This window comes from Neptunomonas sp. XY-337 (genome assembly GCF_004959845.1).
GTDB classification, from domain to species: Bacteria; Pseudomonadota; Gammaproteobacteria; order Pseudomonadales; family Balneatricaceae; genus Neptunomonas; species Neptunomonas marina.
The window spans coordinates 451859-469810 of sequence record NZ_SPLL01000003.1 but is presented as its reverse complement, the minus strand read 5'-3'; the positions used below and the strand labels follow the sequence as shown (position 1 = coordinate 469810).

The 17952-nt window shown below is 52.3% G+C and carries 17 protein-coding genes; 11 read left to right on the top strand and 6 right to left on the bottom strand.

Features of this window, described 5'->3' with window-relative positions; all coding sequences use genetic code 11:
- Window positions 1-64: 64 nt before the first annotated feature.
- Window positions 65-733 (top strand): energy-coupling factor ABC transporter permease, encoded by a 669-nt coding sequence (locus E4L36_RS09325; RefSeq protein ID WP_127693211.1) that lies wholly within the window; start codon window positions 65-67, stop codon window positions 731-733.
- A 4-nt stretch (window positions 734-737) separates the two neighbouring features.
- Here E4L36_RS09325 and E4L36_RS09320 read toward each other — a convergent pair whose 3' ends face one another.
- The 3 genes from E4L36_RS09320 to E4L36_RS09310 form a co-directional block, all read right to left on the bottom strand.
- Window positions 738-1274, bottom strand: coding sequence for a response regulator transcription factor (locus E4L36_RS09320; RefSeq protein ID WP_127693210.1), 537 nt, complete (start codon window positions 1272-1274; stop codon window positions 738-740).
- The gene (locus E4L36_RS09315) at window positions 1267-2517 is read right to left on the bottom strand and encodes an ATP-binding protein (protein ID WP_136680371.1); all 1251 of its coding nucleotides are present in this window, start codon (window positions 2515-2517) and stop codon (window positions 1267-1269) included. The genes E4L36_RS09320 and E4L36_RS09315 overlap by 8 nt, the downstream gene beginning before the upstream one ends.
- A 130-nt stretch (window positions 2518-2647) precedes the next feature.
- Entirely contained in the window at window positions 2648-2953 is a 306-nt protein-coding gene (locus tag E4L36_RS09310; protein ID WP_127693208.1) for a hypothetical protein, read from the bottom strand.
- A 291-nt stretch (window positions 2954-3244) separates the two neighbouring features.
- Here E4L36_RS09310 and E4L36_RS09305 point away from each other — a divergent pair, with 291 nt between their 5' ends.
- Both E4L36_RS09305 and E4L36_RS09300 read left to right on the top strand, forming a co-directional pair.
- Window positions 3245-4345, top strand: a complete 1101-nt coding sequence (locus tag E4L36_RS09305) for a DUF3524 domain-containing protein (protein ID WP_136680370.1) — start codon at window positions 3245-3247, stop codon at window positions 4343-4345.
- A gap of 86 nt (window positions 4346-4431) precedes the next feature.
- Window positions 4432-5376 carry an MBL fold metallo-hydrolase gene (locus E4L36_RS09300; RefSeq protein ID WP_136680369.1) on the top strand — a complete coding sequence of 315 codons (945 nt, stop codon included), beginning with the start codon at window positions 4432-4434 and terminating at the stop codon, window positions 5374-5376.
- Window positions 5377-5411: 35 nt separating this feature from the next.
- Here the strand turns inward: E4L36_RS09300 and E4L36_RS09295 are convergent, their stop codons facing one another.
- Window positions 5412-6878, bottom strand: a complete 1467-nt coding sequence (locus E4L36_RS09295; protein ID WP_136680368.1) for a helicase HerA-like domain-containing protein — start codon at window positions 6876-6878, stop codon at window positions 5412-5414.
- Between the two features lie 217 nt (window positions 6879-7095).
- On the opposite strand from E4L36_RS09295, the gene E4L36_RS09290 reads away from it, so the two are divergent.
- On the top strand, window positions 7096-9153 hold the full coding sequence (locus E4L36_RS09290) for a TonB-dependent siderophore receptor (RefSeq protein ID WP_136680367.1): 2058 nt from the start codon (window positions 7096-7098) through the stop codon (window positions 9151-9153).
- 67 nt (window positions 9154-9220) lie between these two features.
- Entirely contained in the window at window positions 9221-10939 is a 1719-nt protein-coding gene (locus tag E4L36_RS09285) for a PepSY-associated TM helix domain-containing protein (protein ID WP_136680366.1), read from the top strand.
- 37 nt (window positions 10940-10976) lie between these two features.
- On the opposite strand, the gene fldB is transcribed toward E4L36_RS09285, so the two are convergent.
- The gene (fldB, locus tag E4L36_RS09280) at window positions 10977-11492 is read right to left on the bottom strand and encodes a flavodoxin FldB (protein WP_127693202.1); all 516 of its coding nucleotides are present in this window, start codon (window positions 11490-11492) and stop codon (window positions 10977-10979) included.
- Window positions 11493-11760: 268 nt separating this feature from the next.
- On the opposite strand from fldB, the gene E4L36_RS09275 reads away from it, so the two are divergent.
- Genes E4L36_RS09275 through E4L36_RS09250 form a run of 6 tightly spaced genes read left to right on the top strand, consistent with a single transcriptional unit; the run spans window position 11761 to window position 16695 of the window.
- A complete protein-coding gene (locus E4L36_RS09275; RefSeq protein ID WP_136680365.1) occupies window positions 11761-12537 on the top strand; it encodes a DUF3450 domain-containing protein in 777 nt (258 codons plus the stop codon).
- Complete coding sequence (locus E4L36_RS09270; RefSeq protein ID WP_136680364.1) at window positions 12534-13886, top strand: MotA/TolQ/ExbB proton channel family protein; 1353 nt, start codon at window positions 12534-12536, stop codon at window positions 13884-13886. The genes E4L36_RS09275 and E4L36_RS09270 overlap by 4 nt, the downstream gene beginning before the upstream one ends.
- On the top strand, window positions 13876-14421 hold the full coding sequence (locus E4L36_RS09265; protein ID WP_127693199.1) for a MotA/TolQ/ExbB proton channel family protein: 546 nt from the start codon (window positions 13876-13878) through the stop codon (window positions 14419-14421). The genes E4L36_RS09270 and E4L36_RS09265 overlap by 11 nt, the downstream gene beginning before the upstream one ends.
- Window positions 14406-14813, top strand: coding sequence for a biopolymer transporter ExbD (locus E4L36_RS09260; RefSeq protein WP_127693198.1), 408 nt, complete (start codon window positions 14406-14408; stop codon window positions 14811-14813). Before E4L36_RS09265 ends, E4L36_RS09260 begins: the two co-directional genes overlap by 16 nt.
- A gap of 3 nt (window positions 14814-14816) precedes the next feature.
- Window positions 14817-15485: an energy transducer TonB gene (locus E4L36_RS09255; RefSeq protein ID WP_136680363.1), complete on the top strand. Its 669-nt coding sequence runs from the start codon at window positions 14817-14819 to the stop codon at window positions 15483-15485.
- 1 nt (window position 15486) lies between these two features.
- Complete coding sequence (locus E4L36_RS09250; protein ID WP_136680362.1) at window positions 15487-16695, top strand: hypothetical protein; 1209 nt, start codon at window positions 15487-15489, stop codon at window positions 16693-16695.
- 52 nt (window positions 16696-16747) lie between these two features.
- Here the strand turns inward: E4L36_RS09250 and rsgA are convergent, their stop codons facing one another.
- On the bottom strand, window positions 16748-17791 hold the full coding sequence (rsgA, locus tag E4L36_RS09245; protein WP_136680361.1) for a ribosome small subunit-dependent GTPase A: 1044 nt from the start codon (window positions 17789-17791) through the stop codon (window positions 16748-16750).
- Window positions 17792-17952: the final 161 nt, after the last annotated feature.

Genomic DNA, 17952 nt, shown 5'->3' with positions numbered 1-17952 from the left:
AATTGTATGCGCTTGGCGCTACAATACCAAGCTTCGTGCGAATTCGATCGTTTCTGGATGTGTTATGAGTATTACAACTGATCTTTTAAGTGGACTGTGGTTGTGGCTTGCGCATCTGCTCTTCGCGGGTGTTCTGGTGATCGCTGCATGGCGCGCACCATGGCGCGTTATCGTTGAGAATCGCGGTTTGCAGCACCTTTTTTTAGGTGCGACGGTTGTTCTGCTCGTGATGTGGAGCATGCGCGCTGGGATCTCTCCCGGTTTAAGTATCCACTTCCTAGGTTTAACGGCTTTGACTCTGATTTTGGGCTGGGATTTGGCGATCTTATCCGCCACGCTTGTGTTACTTGGAATGACAATAATCGGTACTGAGAGCTGGCAAGGTTTCTCGGTAAACGGTTTATGTTTGGTGGCAATACCTGCGCTGTTAACCCACGCTATTCAGCGGTTTGTTGAGAGTCGTTTTCCGAAAAACTTTTTCGTCTATCAGTTTTTATGCGGCTTTGTTGGCGCAGGTATTGTGATTGCCGTTTCCGGGCTATCAATGATGGCCGTGCTGTGGCTAAGCGGTGCGTACACGTGGGCCAAAATTACGGCAGAGTACATTCAATACTTGCCACTGATCATGTTCCCCGAGGGCTTGATGAACGGCATCCTGATGACCGGCATTATGGTGTTTTATCCCGATTGGATTCGCACATTCGATGCGAAAGTTTACATCGACGATCAGTAGCCGCTTATTTGCGAACGGGGTGCTTGGCCAACTTACGCTGTAGCGTGCGCCGATGCATCCCCAGCGCGCGGGCGGTGGCCGAGATATTGCCATCGTGCTCATTCAGAACTTTATTGATGTGCTCCCACTCCAGCCGGTTCACTGACATCGGCGTCTCTTCGATCTCGATATCGGCATCTCCCTCGTTTTGTTGAAGTGCGCTGAGAATATCATCAGCGTTGGCGGGTTTTGGCAGATACTGAGTAGCTCCGAGTTTGATCGCTTCCACCGCTGTTGTGATGCTGGCGTAGCCGGTAAGCACAACGATCCGAATCTCAGGATTGATCGCTCTAAGGTGCTCAATAATTGTGAGCCCCGAAGCTCCGTCCATTTTGAGATCGAGAGTGGCGTAGTCCGGATGCCATTCCGCTGTTAGCTCCAGCGCGCTTTCAGCGCTGCGGCACACCTTGGCATCAAAGCCCCGTTTGGTCATCGCACGTGACAAAACACGTGTAAAAACAGGGTCGTCATCAACGATCAAAAAACGCTCATTGTTATCCATGCACAGCTCTCCTCGATAAGCGCACCTCGGTGATGGTGCCTTGATGCTCGGCGTTATAAAGTTTCACGTCACCATCCAGTCGGGTGATGGTGGTGGAGGTTAGAAAAAGGCCGATACCTAGGCCGCGCCCTTTGGTGGTGATAAAGGGTTGTCCTAGTTGATTCACCTTGTCGATGGGTAAGCCTGGGCCGTAATCCCGAATCAGAATCCAGATGCTCTTATCGTCCCAATGAATGCTGATCTCAATCCCGTTGGGGTTGGCATCGGCGGCGTTGTTAAGCAGGTTCAGCAAGGCTTGGCGCAGCATTGTGGTGCTGCGCAGGTCCGGTGGTAGATCATCTTGCAGATGCAGCGTGTAACTGACATCAGGGCGTGCGATCTTCCATTGCTCGATCACCTCATTGATGAACTCACCAATTAAGCAGGTGCGCTCACTTTGGTACTCCTCCTGAACCGAGCGCGCCATCTCCTGAAGCTTCGCCGCACAGAGATTAACTTGCTGCTGAAGTAGCGCGATATCCTCCAGGTGCTCGTCGCTAAGCTCTGTATCCAATGACATGTCATGCAGCAGTACATCCATTGTGCTCAGTGGTGTGCCAAGTTCATGTGCCGTGCCGGCGGCAATCGTACCTAGTGCCAAAATTTGTTGGTTCTGAACTTTGCTCTCGCGTGCTGCAATAAGGTGCTCGCGGTGCTTTGCGAGTGTACGATTCATCGTGTAGACAAAGTAGGTGATGACTCCAACGGTCAGGGTAAAGTTTAGCCACATGCCCATCATGTGCAGGTTGAAGAGGGCTTCAACGGAGATGTTATGATCAGAGCGTGCCAGAGAAATGGGCACGTAGTACACGAGCAACGATCCATATATGGCGATCACTGTTAGGGCCATCAGCCATATATAACGCCGATGCAACGTAGTGACCGTGATAATGAGCGGAATTAGCAGCATGAAGATAAATGGGTTAGTCCCGCCACCCGTATGGTAAAGGATGAAGCCGTAGATGATGGTGTCAGCGAGCAGTTGAGAGAACAGTTCTGGCTGTGTCACCGGCCAGTGTGAATGTAGCCGTGCGTATGTGATGAGGTTAAGTATACCCAGCAACGCCAGTGCTGAGCCGGTATGCCATGGGTTAAGGTCTGCGTGCAGATACCAAAGCGCAAAGAGGATAGCCGCGCTCTGTCCAACCAGAATGATGAAGCGAATATAGGTTAGCTGCAGTAGCTGTTGATGATTTCCGTTCACAGTAAGCTCAGATCTTGATGCCGACGGGCAAGTATAACGCACAAGGGTGGTTTAGATCGTGAGGCAGATTGTCGCAGTAGAAACAAAAATGCCCCAGCTAAGCCGGGGCATTATCACAGGTGCTGCTAAATTATTTAGCCAGCTTCTGCATCTCTTCCATTGTGTTTTGACCAGCTTCAGTTGCTAGTGCAGTGAATGCTTCACCTTGGCTTTTCAGTAGTTCGAACAGCGCTTGGTTAGATTCAATGTTAAACTTCACAACTTCTTCAGGCGACTTCAGATCTTTCGCTTTTTCAACGCCGCTTTGGAAGAAGCTTGCTAGCTCTTCACCTGATTTCTTTTGCAGCTCTACTGACTTGTTCAGTGTAGCAGCTTGCAGTGCCATCAGAGTTTTCATTGCTTCAACTGGTTTTTGGAAATCAAGAGTGTTTGTCATGGTGTTTGGTCCTTTATGTTGCAGTGCACAATATTGGTTATTTTATAGCCAAATATATTAAAGTCAATCTTTTTTGTGCGGTGCACAATGAGATAATCCCTAATCTCTCATAGTAATATGACGAAGAGGTTAAGCCCTGATCGCTAGTGTGATTCACTAGATCAACAGTACCCCTTTCACACCCTATGAGCAGGCAAATTGTTAACGAAGCCTTGGGTAAGTTCAAGCTTATTGTTGGGTATATCTGACAAACCCTGCGCTACGGCAGTACTAGGAAATAGAAGAGGAATTATGCGCGTACTATTGCTATCAGCTTACGATGCTCAAAGTCATGCTCAGTGGCGGCGCGCATTACAGGCGATGCTTCCCCACTGGCAGTGGACTGAGGTTTGCTTGCCTGCACGTTACTTCGCGTGGCGAGTCCGAGGGAATAGCTTGTCGCTGGCGTTTGGCGAACATGCCGACACTTTGCGCGAGCCTTATGATCTAGTGGTGGCCACCTCGATGACTGATCTCTCCGCACTGCGTGGCTTTGTGCCCGAATTGGCACGCATACCAACGGCTGTCTATTTCCATGAAAATCAGTTTGCCTATCCGACCTCTTCGCACACGCACAACTCCGTTGAGCCGCAAGTCCTTAATCTGTACACCGCTTTGGCAGCGGACTATGTGCTTTTTAACTCTCACTTTAACCGGCGTTCGTTTTTGCAGGGTGTTAGTGCATTACTGAAGAAGCTGCCAGATTTAGTGCCGAAAGGATTACCTGAGAGACTTGAGAAAAACAGTGAAGTACTGCCGGTACCCTTGCCTGATCTAACCGATGCATCGGCATCAGACGCGTGTTGGTCTGAACAGGAAGATCCATTGCGGATTGTGTGGGCAGCACGCTGGGAGTTTGATAAGGATCCTGAGTTACTTAATGCCATTCTTATGGCGCTTGATAAGCGCAACATTGACTTTCGACTGGCACTTTTGGGGCAGCGTTTTAGGCACACTCCGCGCGTGTTTGATGACATCATTCAACGCTTTAGTGATCGTATTGATCAGCAAGGGTTTGTTGAAAGTCGGGCAGCCTACCTAAGCTGGCTAGCATCGGCTGACTATATCTTATCCACAGCGCAGCATGAGTTCCAAGGCCTTGCGGTGTTAGAGGCTGTGGCACTGGGTTGTTGTCCCTTGCTGCCGCAGCGGCAGGTATATCCCGAGTATTTCGCGCATGAGCACCTTTACAGTACAACCGGTGATGTAGCCCAGCAGGCTGAATCTGCTGTGGATAAGCTAGATGCCCTGCAAGCGATGGCGACTAAACCTGAGATATCGGTGGCGTCTTTTGCAAGTCAGCATCTGTGCCACACGTACGAAAGTGTCTTAACGCGTGTCGCGAATCGCTAGTGCCATAGTGGTATGTTGGAGTGCTCGTTATTTATTCGATTTAGGAATACACTTAGATTAGATAATCATAATAAAAGGAGTGTGTTATGCGAGCGGTTTTTTTAGCGTGCCTGCTGTTCAGTGGTTCTGTCAGTGCCGAAATTATTCCTGATAAATATCCCGAGTCCTTGCTCTATAGTGCGCCGGTCAAGGTGGCAGATGGCGTTTGGTCGGCGATTGGTCAGACTCAGTACTACAACTATGAAAATGCCGGTCACAATAACAATTTGAGCTTTGTTATCGGTAATGAAGCCGTGCTGGTCGTAAACGGAGGCTCCTCCTATCTGCTCGCAAAAGCGCTACACGATGAGATAAAGAAACATACCGCTTTGCCGGTGAAGTATGTGGTGGATGAGAATGGCCAATCCCATGCGGCATTGGGAAATGGATACTGGAAAGCATTGGGTGCCGAAGTGATCGCCCACACAGACGCGGCCGACGAGATCGAGAGCCACGGCTTAGATGGATTAACTAATCTGCAAGCGATCTTGAAAGAGCGCAGTGACGGCACCGAGGTTGTGGTCCTTGATCGTACTTTTGATGATCAGCTGGTGTTGGATCTTGGGGGGATAACCGCTGAACTGCATTATTTAGGCGCAGCGCACTCGCCTGGGGATATCTCGGTTTTGATTCCTGAACGCAATGTTGTGATCGCGGGTGATATCGCGTTCCATGAGCGGATGCTGCCCATTTTTCCAGATACCGATACGGCAGCATGGTTAGAAACTTGGCAGCAGAGCTTCACCGAGTTTGCTAAAGGCAAAGTGATTGTACCCGGGCACGGTGGCCCAACTGATTTTGCCACAGTAGATCGCTATACACGTGGTTACTTAGTGTTTCTGCGCGGTAAAGTGGGTGAGCTGCTGGAAGAGGGTGGCACATTGGAAGATGCGTACGCGATTGATCAGTCTTCCTACCGCCATCTTGAAACATTCGAGGAGCTAGCGGCGAAAAACGCTGGGCGCGTATTTGAAGCGATGGAGTTTGAATAGCCCCGCCGGCTGCTAACCATGCGGGGCTTGTAAGGCTACTTCAATAGCGAGCCGAGTAAACCTCGTACTAGCTTTTTGCCAATACTGCGCCCAAGGCTACTGCCGACGCTGCGAGCAACACTCTTGATCAGTGCTTCCCCAATGCTCTGGCGGTTGCTGCTGCGGCGTGGCTTCTGCTTCTCCTGTGCGGCGCGTTCAGCTGCTTCGCTTTCGGCAGCTAAGCGCGCTTTGGTGCGCTCCTCTAAAACTTCATGAGCTGAGTGTGGATCAACTGCCTGTGCATAGCGCCGTTGACAAGGTGAGCGGCTGATCAATGTCGTTCGCTCGTCTGCTGTAATGGGGCCCATACGTGACGAGGGCGGGCGCATTAGCGTACGTTGCACAATGGAAGGGACACCGTTCTCCTCCAGCACGGAAACCAGCGCCTCACCAACCCCCAGCGTTGAGATCACACTTTCCACATCTAAGTTAGGGTTGCTGCGGAAAGTCTGCGCGGCAACACGTACCGCTTTTTGATCTTTGGGTGTATAGGCTCGCAGGGCGTGCTGCACACGATTGCCAAGCTGGCCTAAAACGCTATCGGGTACATCGCTTGGGCTTTGGGTAATGAAGTAGATACCCACGCCTTTGGAGCGGATCAAACGCACCACTTGCTCAATCTTTTCTAGGAGGACTTTATTGGCGTTTTTAAAGAGCAGGTGGGCTTCATCGAAAAAGAACACCATGGTGGGTTTTTCTGGGTCACCAACCTCAGGAAGTTGTTCGAACAGCTCAGAAAGTAGCCAGAGTAAAAATGTGGAGTAGAGGCGCGGGCTCTGGACGAGGCGATCGGCGGCCAGTAAGTTAATCACGCCACGGCCATCACGAGCCACTTGCAAGAAATCATCGAGCTGCAGTGCGGGTTCACCAAAGAAGTGCTCGCCCCCTTCGCGCTCTAACATCAAAAGACGACGCAGTATTGCGTTAACCGAGGCTTTGGAAACTTTTAGCCCAGTATCAATATCGCCGCCGTGCTCAGCGATAAAGGACAGTGTTGAGCGCAGATCACTGAGATCAACAAGCAATAGCCCTTCATCATCCGCGTACTCAAATACCAGCGTCAGAATACTCTCTTGGGTCTCATTCAGGTCTAGCAGACGTGATAGCAGCTGCGGGCCCATCTCCGAGATTGTTGCCCGCACGGGTGTACCTTGCTCGCCAAACAGGTCCCAAAGCTCGACGGGATAACTGCTCTGTTGGTAGTTATCGATCTGTATTTGCGTTACGCGCTCAGCGATCTTGGCGTGTGGTGCACCTTTTTGGCTTAGGCCTGCAAGGTCCCCTTTGATATCGGCGAGAAATACCGGCACACCCAGATCAGAAAAGCCCTCAGCAAGGCACTGCAGGGTAACGGTTTTACCGGTACCGGTGGCGCCTGCGATGAGGCCATGGCGATTTGCATAACGAGCATTGAGAAAAATTTGGCCCGACTCATGCCCGCCCAATAGTAGCCCAGATTTCATAACACATTCCTTGCCGTTAGAGGCCTTGAGTCCGGCGTGAGCCGGTGCATCGACATTAATTTAGGTATATCGCATCTATTGCGAGATTAACACTATCCATGTGAGCCGCGTATTAAGATATGCTCAAAAAATAAGCGAATGATAATTCAGGTATTGTTGAAAATGATAATAAATATCATGTATTGTTTGGCGCGAATTGAACTTTGGAGAGTTTTAGATGTATCGCCACTCATATTTAGCTGTATGCATCTGCGCGGCAAGCCTAGGCGTAGCACCTAGTGCGCTGGCGGCTGATGCCGCTCATGTTGAGCAAACCGACAAGTTAACGATCGTGGGCAGTGATGGTCTGGCTGATGCGCCTGCCCTGATTAAACCTGCCTCGGTGGCAAAATCGGGCGCGCCCGTGAAAGAGCTGCCCTATTCGGTATCAGTGATCGACACTGAGTTTGCTATCGAGACGGGGGCCAAGAGTGTGCAGGACGCGTTGCTGTATAACGCAGGTGTCTATGCCGGTGGTTTCGGTATCGATACGCGTGTTGATGCTAGCAAAATCCGCGGTGCAGACCCTATCAAATACGTTGATGGCTTACGCTCGCACTACGGCAGCTACAACAATGTGCGCCCGAACCTCTTTGCTATGGAGCGTGTTGAAGTACTAAAAGGTCCGGCATCTGTGTTGTACGGCCAAGGCTCAGTGGGCGGTGTTGTCAATACGATCACCAAACGACCACAAGCGGAGCAAGCGGGTGAGTTCTGGGCGCAAGCGGGCTCATTTGAGCGTAAACAATTAGCGGCGGATTGGACCGGTGCGCTCGATGCTGAAGAGCGAGTGCTGGTGCGTATGGTTGGTTTGCTGCGTGATAGCGGTACCCAAGTTGATCACGTTGATGACGACGAAATCTTGATCAATCCATCGTTAACATGGCGCATTTCCGATGCGACTGATCTAACCCTAATCTACAACTATCAAAAGCGTGAAGGCGGTATCACTGCGCAGTTCTTACCAACGCAGGGTACGCTGCAGCCGGGCCCGTTGGGTTATCTACCCACTTCAACATTTATCGGTGAGCCGGGTTGGGATCGTTATGATCGCGAGCAGAACGCGGTGACACTCGATCTGCAACATGAATTCAACGATAGCTGGAAACTGGCCGCTATTGCGCGCCATGTTGATGCAGAAACTGAAACTCGAGAGCATTGGGCGAACATTGGCTATGCCCCAACGGCTGATGGCACGATTGGCCGTACCATCTATCAAGGTGACAAGAGTACCGAAGGGCTCAATCTAGATCTGCGCTTGCAAGGGCAAGTGGTGGTAGGTGAAACAGAGCACCGCTTATTGTTCGGCATTGATCGCCAAGATGTGAGAACGGACGAGAGTAACTTCTACCGCGGCGCGGGTACGCCAATCAATGCGTACAATCCAACCTATGGCAGCTTAGCTGTGATACCAGGCACCATCGATCGACCTTTCGTCGATACCGAGCAACTTGGCTTTTACGCAAGTGATCATATCAATTGGGGTGCATGGGTGCTGTCGGCTGCGCTGCGTCACGATACGGTGAAAACAACACTGGAAGGTAGCGACACCGCAGAGTCGAGCGCCACCACCGGTCACCTTGGCGTGATGTACCAGCTAGAGAACGGCTTATCACCTTACGTCAGTTACTCCGAATCCTTTGAGGCCAACACCGGTAGCGATGGTTTGGGTGGCACGCTAGATCCAACCGAAGGTGAGCAGGTTGAGGTGGGTATTAAATACCTCTCGGCGGATGAGCGCACCATGGTGACGCTATCGCGCTTTGATATCGAGCAGAAAAACCGTGTGATCAGCGGCAATATTCCGGGTGGTTTACAGCAGACAGCTGCCACGATCGATGGCTGGGAGCTTGAAGCACAGCAGAAATGGGACCAGCTGGATCTGCGCGTGAACCTATCAGCGCTAGACGCGCGTGACGGTGCTGGTAACCGCCTGCCTTACTTAGCAGAGCACCAAGCCTCGTTCTGGGGTACGTATAAGATCGATAACCACTGGCGTGTTGGTTTGGGTGTTCGCCGCACCGGTGCCAATGTTGGCTGGGGTGGGGCACCTGTCGTCGATGGTGTGACGTTGGCTGACGCTATGATTGGCTACGATATCGAAAATTGGCGCTTCTCCTTAGATGTGAAAAACCTAGCGGATAAGCGTTACATCGCATGGTGTCGTTCCAATGGCACCGACTGCGGCTTTGGTGAGCGCCTCAACGCAACGCTAAACGCACGTTACTCATTCTAAGAAGGGGTCATCCCGCACAAAGCCTTGTCGCTATCGGCAAGGCTTTTCTATTTACAAGGACAAGGGCATGACGATCGCTGTAAACCCCGAAACACAGCCTAAAGTGAGCCGCCGTCGACGCAAACTATCGCTGCAGTATAGCGCTTACTTTATCCACAGCCTGATGGGCTTAAAACTGACGTTATTACTCACCGTTGTGCTGTTAAGCGGCGCGTTGGCGACTGTGCAGCAAGAGATTGACTGGCTGCTCTACGATGAGATGCGAGCACAGGTGCAGCAGGAGCGCCTTGGCGCAGGTGAACTCTTGGATAAACTACAAGCCGCGTATCCTGATAACGGCATGTTCTTTTTCCGCACCGCAGAAGATTATCCACATCTCAATGCCTATGCTCGTTATATCGATAATCAAGGCGGCTGGCGTCAAGCATGGATTGATCCTTACAGCGGAGAGGTCACTGGCGATACCGTACTGTTAACGGTAGGACAGTTTATCGGTTTCCTGCACGCGACCTTGTTCCTACCTGCGATTGGTAACAGTGTGGTGAATGCGCTGGGCCTGCTGGTGCTGATCTCTCTGATTACCGGGCTCATTGCAGTACCTAAGTTTTGGCGCTACTTCCTAGTGTGGCCGCGCCGTGGAAATTTACGTGTTTTTCTTGGGGATTTGCACCGCTTAGTTGGGCTTTGGAGTCTTTGGATTGTATTGATTATTGGCGTGACTGGCAGTTGGTGGTTCTATCAAGACCCGTTTGTGAAGTACTTTGGCGTGCCTGACGTTGTGGCTGCTCATCGCGAGGCACCGGTGTTAGAGCCAAGCCAACTCAGTGAACTTGCGGTGGCAGGTGTCCCTGTGGCGTTAACCGCTGCGCAAGTTGTGGAGCGGGTAACGGCGGCTTATCCCGATCTGCAAATTAATGTGATTAATCCGCCAGAGCATAATGCTGAACCCTACGAGGTGATCGGTAAGCGCGATGAGTGGCTGCTCAGTGAGTGGAAGGGTGATCGTGTGTTTGTGCACCCTTATACCGGCGAGATCATAGTGACATATGCAACGGCGGAGTTCTCGCCAGTACAGCGCTTTGATCTGGCAATGCAGCCGTTGCACTACGGCACATGGGCGCATAAGAGCGCAGATATCACCGTGAAAGTGATCTACCTTATCGGCGGTCTCGCGATGAGCTTTCTGGCGATCAGTGGTTTGATCGTCAGCTATAAGCGTGTGCGCCGTGCTGCAAAAAAAGCACAGCGCTATAGCCTGCTGCGCAGGCGGCTGTTGGCTCTCTGGAAAGTTGTGCGCCCGTGGGGTGGTCCAATGGGCGTGTTCAAATATTTCAATCTGCTAGCACTCATTGGTATTTGCTACGGCACCAGTGTGGCGCTGACGTTGAGTGAACAGGGGACCCGTGGCAGCGGCTACCTTTATGCCGAACAATCCGTGGGGCCTTGGCAGGTATCCATGAATGCGGTGGCGGGTTTGCTAGAGAAAGACCTACCGCCCATTCGGCCAGGTGTCAGTACCGTTTTGAATGCATCGCTCTCTAGCGAAGCGTTGCAGCAGATCCAGTTTATATACGCCAATGTTGGTGAGCCGCTGGCGCTTGAGGAGGTCGAGGAGTTTATCCACGGCCCCATTGGCGCAAAGCATATGGAGCTGGAAGTACCGGAGCAGATTGATGAAGAGACGCTGCTTTGGGTCACCGCAGTGGATTGGCAAGGGCAGGTCTATCGTCGAGCATGGCCTTTGCTGCCAAACGGTGAGTTAACCTATAAAGCTCAGCAAAATTAGGTAAGAACGGAGCCTGCTTAGCAGGCTCCGATGGGTTTTAGGCGGCTTCAGCAAGCTGGGGTTGGATCAGTTCACACCATGCAGCGACACGCTCATCTGTGAGCTCACGTTGCGTATCTTCATCAATGGCTAGACCCACAAAGTGCTGTTTGTCTTGGGTCAGCGCTTGAGATTCATCGAACTCGTAGCCGGTGACAGGCCAGTGGCCAATCACATGAGCACCACGCGCCACCACCTTGTCGTGCAGCATGCCCATCGCATCTACAAACCACTCGGCGTAGCCGAGCTGGTCGCCAAGGCCAATAAACGCGGTTGTTTTGCCATTGAAGTCGTAGTTATCGACCTCCTCCCACACCTCTTCCCAATCTTCTTGGACTTCGCCGTAGTCCCACGTTGGAATAGCGAAAATGAGCTGATCAAAGGCATCGATAATTTCGAGCCCTACGTCTTTGACATCGAACAGCTCGACGTTTTCCGAGCCCAAGTGTTGGGCGACCTTCTCTGCAATATCTTGTGTATTGCCTGTTGTAGAACCATAGATAATAGCGATCATCGTTTCACCCTTGCGATATCAACATAGAAAACTTAACTAGACACTAAAACATACAAACAGCATGTAAATGCAATTGCATATGATAATGATTTGCATATAGTATTGTACCCCAGCGGGGCGGTTCAAGTCTGGAACGTGCTTTTCGCCGTTTTTTCCGTCTCTATTTTTGACAGCGCCGCATGGATGTAACAGATGTAAAGAGCGTTGCTTCTGTAAGGATATTTTTGATAATCATTCGCAATTAGTTTTGCTTTTAAAGTTGTTTGCTATGAATCTACTTCCCAAAGTTTTTCTAGCGGCGAGCCTATTTGGGCTGTCAGCCGCCGCGCCTGCTGTGGTTTCAGCAAATGAGCTGAGCCGCAGTGAAAAAGTCGCAAAAGACACCCATGAAGCGGCAAAGCGTTCGCAAACGCGTATCGATCAAGTTGACCTTGCTTCAAGTGAAGCGCGGGAAGAGTACTTGAGCAATGAGCGTTCTGCCGATGTGACCGAAGCTTACAACCGACAACTGGCGAAGCTAGTGGAATCGCAAGAGGCGGAACTGGCGGACCTAGATAAGCAGTTACTCTCACTGGAAGAGACAGATAAAGCCGTACTGCCGATGTTGGGACAGATGGTTGCAACGCTCGATAAATTTGTAGCAGCTGATTTGCCGTTTCTGCCTGATGAGCGCATCGAACGGGTTGAAAAACTGCACGGCTTACTGAATCGCGCAGATGTTTCTGTTGCCGAAAAGTACCGCCAGATCCTCGAGGCTTACTTGGTCGAAGCACAGTATGGCCGCACATTAGAAGCGTACAGCGGCCGTGTTGAACAACAAGGTGCCGAGCGCCAAGTGACATTCCTGCGCATTGGCCGTACAGCGCTTTACTATCAAACCCGCAGCGGAGATCAAAGTGCGCTTTGGGAACCGTCGCGTGGGGAGTGGCGCACGTTGAGCGAAGCACAGAATCTAGCGCTGAAAACAGCCATTGCCGTGGCGCGCCAACAGCAGGTGCCAAGCCTATTAGAGTTGCCTATGCCGAAGCAGGAGGCGCGATCATGAAATCACTCCTGGTCATTGGATTAACGGCTTCGCTACTCGGTGCGAGCGTCACCGCAGCCGCTGCCCCAGAAACCTTGAATGGCTTGTTAGAGCAGGTGCGAGGGTTTAGTGCTGCGGACAAGGTCACCAATCAAAAACGTGAGCAAGCTTTTAATCAAGACCTTGCCCAAAAGCGGGCCTTGTTAAGCAAAAGCCGAGATCGCTTAGCACTGGCCGAGGCCGAGCAAGAGCGCTTGAAAGAGGCGTTTGATGCAAACGATCTACTGCTGGCTGAAAAGGAAGCACAGCTCACTCAGCGTGCTGGCCAGTTAGGCGAGGTCTTTGGTGTTGCCAAAGAGAAAGCCGCTGAGTTGCGCCCACTGCTAGCGGATTCGCTCGTGAGTGCTCAACACCCCGACCGTGATCAGGTGTTGACCTTCGCAGACTCCAAGCGTGTCCCAACATTGCAAGACCTAGAAGCACTTTGGTACCAGTTGCAACTGGAGATGACGGCATCAGGCCAGATCAGCCAATTTAGTGCGCCGGTCATTGGCCAAGATGGTCAGCAGCGTGAGTTGGCAGTGACTCGCTTTGGGGTGTTCTCTGCTGCAGCCGAGGACCTGTATCTACAGTGGGATGCAGAACAACAAACATTGGCAGCGCTGCCAACGCAACCGCGCCAGGCGGCGTCTCAGTTAGCGGCGTATGCCAGTGGTACCGCGGCGCAAGTCACGATCGATCCATCACGAGGACAGCTATTTATGTTGCTGGATCGTGAGCCTCGCTTACTGGAGCGTATCCAGCAAGGCGGTAACGTGGGTTATCTAATTCTTGCGCTAGGCGCTCTGGGGTTATTAGTCTCGCTTTATCAGGTGTTGCGCATGGTGATGAGCGAGATCAAAGTGGCAGCGCAGCTGCGCCGCCCAGAAAAATTGAGTGTTAAAAATGCGCTGGGCCGCGTCTTGTTGGCCGCGCAACAAACCGGTTCAGCCGAGCAGCGCGAGCTGAAAGTGGATGAAGCCATCCTGCAGGAGCTGCCCGCTATCGAGCGCGGCCAAAGCTTTGTGAAGCTGCTGGCGGCGGTGGCGCCCTTGCTTGGGCTGTTGGGCACGGTGATCGGCATGATCGCTACGTTCCAGAGTATTACCCTGTTTGGCACCAGTGATCCTAAGCTGATGGCCGGTGGTATTTCGCAAGCGCTGATGACCACTGTGTTGGGGCTCGTGGTGGCGATTCCGCTGCTGTTTTGCCATAGCTATCTCGCGACTCGCTCACGTCGCTTAACCCAAATTCTGCAAGAGAAGAGCCTTGGCTTGTTAGCCGAGCCTGTTGCTGCAGCGCCGCAGCAGGAGTTGCCTCGTGCCGCTTGAGATGCCAAGCCTGCATGATTGGTTATTTGCACTGGGCCAGTTTTTCCAAACCGGTGGCTGGGTGTTGTACCCGATCCTGTTGATCGCGATTTTGATGTTCATCTTAATTACCGAGCGGTTGCTATATCGCTTAGTGAGCTACCCAAAGCAGAAACGAGCGACCTTGGCGCAGGTTAAGCAAGAGCCCACAACTGGCCGCCGTTTAGCGGTGTTGTGTGATCTGGATCTTGCCCTGAAAAAACAGTTCTCTTTGATCAAAACCTTGATCACGCTCTGCCCGCTGGTAGGGCTGTTAGGCACTGTGACCGGCATGATTCAGGTATTCGATAGCCTCGCGCTGTATGGCACGGGTAATCCTCGCTTGATGGCAGCAGGGGTGGCGAGCGCTACCTTCCCAACGATGACAGGGATGGCGGTGGCGGTGGCGGGTCTGCTGTTTCATAACCGTTTATTCCGCTGGTCCACAGCGGAACAGTATCAACTTTTATTGCTGCGTAGCCCGCAAGAGGGAGAGCCATCATGCGTCAGCGCTTAAACCTGACCCAAGCCCAAGAGGAAGCCGAGATCAATATGACACCGATGTTGGATGTCGTGTTCATCATGTTGATCTTCTTCATTGTTTCGACCTCGTTTGTGCGTGAAGCGGGTATTGACGTTAACCGTCCAGTGGCTGATAGCGCCAACAGCCAGAGCAAAACCGCGGTGATGGTTGCGATCTCAGCGGAGGATCAGATTTGGCTTGATCGTAAGCCGCTCGATCTGCGCATGGTACGCCCAGCGATTGAGCGCCTGCGTAGTGAGCAAGCCGAGATCAACGTGGTTGTGCAAGCCGATGAAGAGGCCTCAACTGGGCAGCTCATCAAAGTGATCGATCAGCTTCGTTTGGCGAATGTTCCCTACACTGTGGCAACAAAGGCGAGTGAGTAAGTCATGTTGCGGATGATGTTGGCTCTGCCGATTGGTGTTTTGCTCGCCAGCTTGCTGTTCTACTGCTTGGCGCTGACCACCACCATGGCTGCGCAGTGGGATGATACGCCAGCAGACACCGTGAACTTCGACTTCCTGCTGGTGGAGCGTAACAGCGAGGTGGAGGTGCGTCGCCGCCAGCGTCCCCCCGAGCCTGAGCAGGTGCTCGAACAGGTACAGCCTGATATCCCGCCGCCACCGAAGCCACCGCTACCGCAAGTCAGTGCGACCCGGTTAGATGTATCGGTTCCCGATATTGATGTATCGGTCAATGTCAGTCTAAACACGATGAATGCGTTGCCTGTGCCAGCACCTGCACCCGTGGTAGCCGCTCCTGCGCCGGCAATCAGTCTTGAGGCAAACCCCACCATTACACGGCAAGTGCCGCCCCGCTATCCGCAGCGAGCTTTGCGACGCAAGCAAGAGGGCCGCGTGGTGGTTGAGCTATTGGTGACAGCCCAAGGCACTGTGGAGCCGGGCAGTATCAAGATTGTTTCATCGACTCCCAAAGGGGTGTTTGATCGTGCCGTTCAGCGCGCCGTGCAGCGCTGGCAGTTCCAAAAGAAAGTGGTGAATGGTCAGGCGGTCCCGTTTCGGGTGCGTCAGGAGCTAGAGTTCAAACTGGAGAGATAATATGTGGCGTTTTGGAGTCGTTGTTCTATTGTTGGCATCTACCCTGAGTCATGGTCAGGAGAAGTTATCGCAGCATGATTACAAACAGCTAAAGAAAGCGTTTGATCTGATTGAAGCCTCGCAAACGCAGGCGGCGAAGCAGCAGCTGTTATCAGCCAGTGATAAAGTCACTAGCCCCTATGCCAAGGCGCTTGTGTGGCAGAACCTTGGCCAGCTTGAACTGCGTGCTGAGCGACATCGCACGGCACTTAAGTATCTGCAAAAAGCTCATGTTCTTGAAGCATTACCCGCCACTCAACAAAGTAACCTGTTAAAAACGATCGCCCAGTTGCATTGTATGGCGGAGCAATGGTCGGCATGTAGTACAAAGCTGAACCGCTGGATTAAGTCGGCCGGTAAGCAGGTGCGTGGTGATGATCATTTACTACTCGCACAGGCGTATAGCCAGCAAGAGAAGTGGCGCGCAGTCTTGCCATCTATCCGTGCTGCCATCGCGACTCGCAAAGTGGCACCGCGTAGCTGGTATCAGCTTGAAACCGGTGCTCAGATCCGTCTGAAGCGCTGGGCTGCAGCTGCAAAAGCGCAACAGCGTTTGGTGCGTATCTATCCAAAACGCAGCGCGGACTGGCGCCAGCTGACAGCGTTGCAGCTGCAAGCCGGTCAAAATAAGGCGGCGCTGGCCACTCAGCGCATGGGGTTTGAAAGCGGTTTACTGACCCAAGGGAAAGACTACCGTCAATTGGCGCAAATGCTGTTGCGCCAAGGCGCACCCTACAAAGCCGGTGAGGTTTTGGAAAGTGGGTTAAAAAGAGGTTCGCTAAAGGGGACTGCACGGGAGCTAACGCTGCTCAGCCAAAGCTGGCAACTGGCTAAAGAGAAACACAAAGCGATTGCCGCGCTGACGCAGCTCCAAAAGGTGACGCCAAGCGCGAAAAACTTGGCACGCATCGCTCAACTGCAGATCGATTTAGAGCAGTGGCGCAGTGCACAACGAACCCTCAGCGCTGCACTAAAAAGTGCGAAAGGCGATGACCGTGCCTCTTTGCAGCTGTTGTTAGGCATCACGCAAGTGAAGCTGGAGCAGTTTGTACTAGCGCGCAATGCGCTAAAAGCGGCGGCAGACTTCCCGTCTGTGTCGGGCAGCGCAAAAAGTTGGTTACGCTACCTTGAGCAGGTGGCTCCGAACGAGCAACTGGCAGTTGCTGGATAAGCAAATCATCACTATCGAGTGAGAGCCTGCTAGGTGCAGGCTCTCATTTTCGTTAGTCTCCTTTTCTGCGCAGTTTTACCTCCTTCATCACGCTGCGACAGTAGCGAGTAAAGTTTCTTTCTTGTTCGCGACGTTGAGCAATGGTTGCCGTATTGAACGCCTGCTCACGCAGGAGCTTTTGATAGTTCGCTAGGCGCCGTGCCTCTAGGCGGCCATCATCTATCGCGTTGAGTACCGCACATCCTGGTTCATTCGAATGCGTACAATCAGCGTATTTGCACTGTTGCGCGAGTGCGTCTATATCGGCAAATGCTTGTTGTACGCCCTGTTCGCAATCCACTAACTGTAGCTCGCGCATGCCTGGCGTATCTAGGATGAGTGCGCCAGAGCGCGTAGGGTGCAGTGAGCGTGATGTGGTGGTGTGGCGTCCCTTGCCATCATTCTGGCGTATCGCACCGGTGGTTTGCTGATCGACTCCGCTGAGTGTATTGACCAACGTGGATTTCCCCACGCCTGAAGAGCCGAAAAATGCGACGGTCTTTCCCTGTTTGCACCACGGCCGCAACACCTCGATGCATGTGCTGCTGCGTGCATCGACCGTCTCTACAAGCAATAAAGCATCGAGTTGTTGTACCTGCTCTTGGTAGTGCGCTGGATTATCACAAAGATCGGCTTTGGTAAGCACGACCACTGCTTCGGCATTGGCAGCCTTAACAAGTGCGAGGTAGCGTTCGATCCGATTAAGGTTGAAATCCTCATTAAGCGAGCAGGTGATAAACACGGTATCCACATTCGCTGCAAGATACTGTAACGAGGCTTGGCGACCCGCGGCTTTGCGAGTGAATTCTGATAGCCGCGTTAGCGCGCGATATACCTGATCTTCTGAGTCGAGCAGTAGCCAATCGCCAACGGTGATGGTTGGTAATTGTGAGCTGACGGCAAGGTTGATGTGGCCCTGTTCAGTCAGGAGTTCAAAGTGAGATCGGTGTTGCGCGGCGACTCTTGCCGGGCGGTAGTGTTGCCACTCATCAAGGGAGAGTTGTTGTTGAAAAAATGCTGACCATCCCAATTGGGACAGAGAATAGATCGTAGTCATAATTACCCCAGGCACAACAGTGCCTACGCTGTTTAAGCATATCGTCAGGGGGCATTGGCAGCCCCGGCTTAGCAACCGGGAGAGGCGTTATGGGCGAGTTAAATACCCGCAGCCTGCAACCCGGCAGGGATAATTACAATCATCAAATCCTCCGGTGTTGG

What these genes read in the sequence shown, in the direction of transcription:
- E4L36_RS09325 (WP_127693211.1), top strand. Translation starts at nt 65, where the DNA reads ATGAGTATTACAACTGATCTTTTAAGTGGACTGTGGTTGTGGCTTGCG.
- E4L36_RS09320 (WP_127693210.1), bottom strand. Translation starts at nt 1,274, where the DNA reads ATGGATAACAATGAGCGTTTTTTGATCGTTGATGACGACCCTGTTTTT.
- E4L36_RS09310 (WP_127693208.1), bottom strand. Translation starts at nt 2,953, where the DNA reads ATGACAAACACTCTTGATTTCCAAAAACCAGTTGAAGCAATGAAAACT.
- E4L36_RS09305 (WP_136680370.1), top strand. Translation starts at nt 3,245, where the DNA reads ATGCGCGTACTATTGCTATCAGCTTACGATGCTCAAAGTCATGCTCAG.
- E4L36_RS09300 (WP_136680369.1), top strand. Translation starts at nt 4,432, where the DNA reads ATGCGAGCGGTTTTTTTAGCGTGCCTGCTGTTCAGTGGTTCTGTCAGT.
- E4L36_RS09295 (WP_136680368.1), bottom strand. Translation starts at nt 6,878, where the DNA reads ATGAAATCTGGGCTACTATTGGGCGGGCATGAGTCGGGCCAAATTTTT.
- E4L36_RS09290 (WP_136680367.1), top strand. Translation starts at nt 7,096, where the DNA reads ATGTATCGCCACTCATATTTAGCTGTATGCATCTGCGCGGCAAGCCTA.
- E4L36_RS09285 (WP_136680366.1), top strand. Translation starts at nt 9,221, where the DNA reads ATGACGATCGCTGTAAACCCCGAAACACAGCCTAAAGTGAGCCGCCGT.
- fldB (WP_127693202.1), bottom strand. Translation starts at nt 11,492, where the DNA reads ATGATCGCTATTATCTATGGTTCTACAACAGGCAATACACAAGATATT.
- E4L36_RS09275 (WP_136680365.1), top strand. Translation starts at nt 11,761, where the DNA reads ATGAATCTACTTCCCAAAGTTTTTCTAGCGGCGAGCCTATTTGGGCTG.
- E4L36_RS09270 (WP_136680364.1), top strand. Translation starts at nt 12,534, where the DNA reads ATGAAATCACTCCTGGTCATTGGATTAACGGCTTCGCTACTCGGTGCG.
- E4L36_RS09260 (WP_127693198.1), top strand. Translation starts at nt 14,406, where the DNA reads ATGCGTCAGCGCTTAAACCTGACCCAAGCCCAAGAGGAAGCCGAGATC.
- E4L36_RS09255 (WP_136680363.1), top strand. Translation starts at nt 14,817, where the DNA reads ATGTTGCGGATGATGTTGGCTCTGCCGATTGGTGTTTTGCTCGCCAGC.
- E4L36_RS09250 (WP_136680362.1), top strand. Translation starts at nt 15,487, where the DNA reads ATGTGGCGTTTTGGAGTCGTTGTTCTATTGTTGGCATCTACCCTGAGT.
- rsgA (WP_136680361.1), bottom strand. Translation starts at nt 17,791, where the DNA reads ATGACTACGATCTATTCTCTGTCCCAATTGGGATGGTCAGCATTTTTT.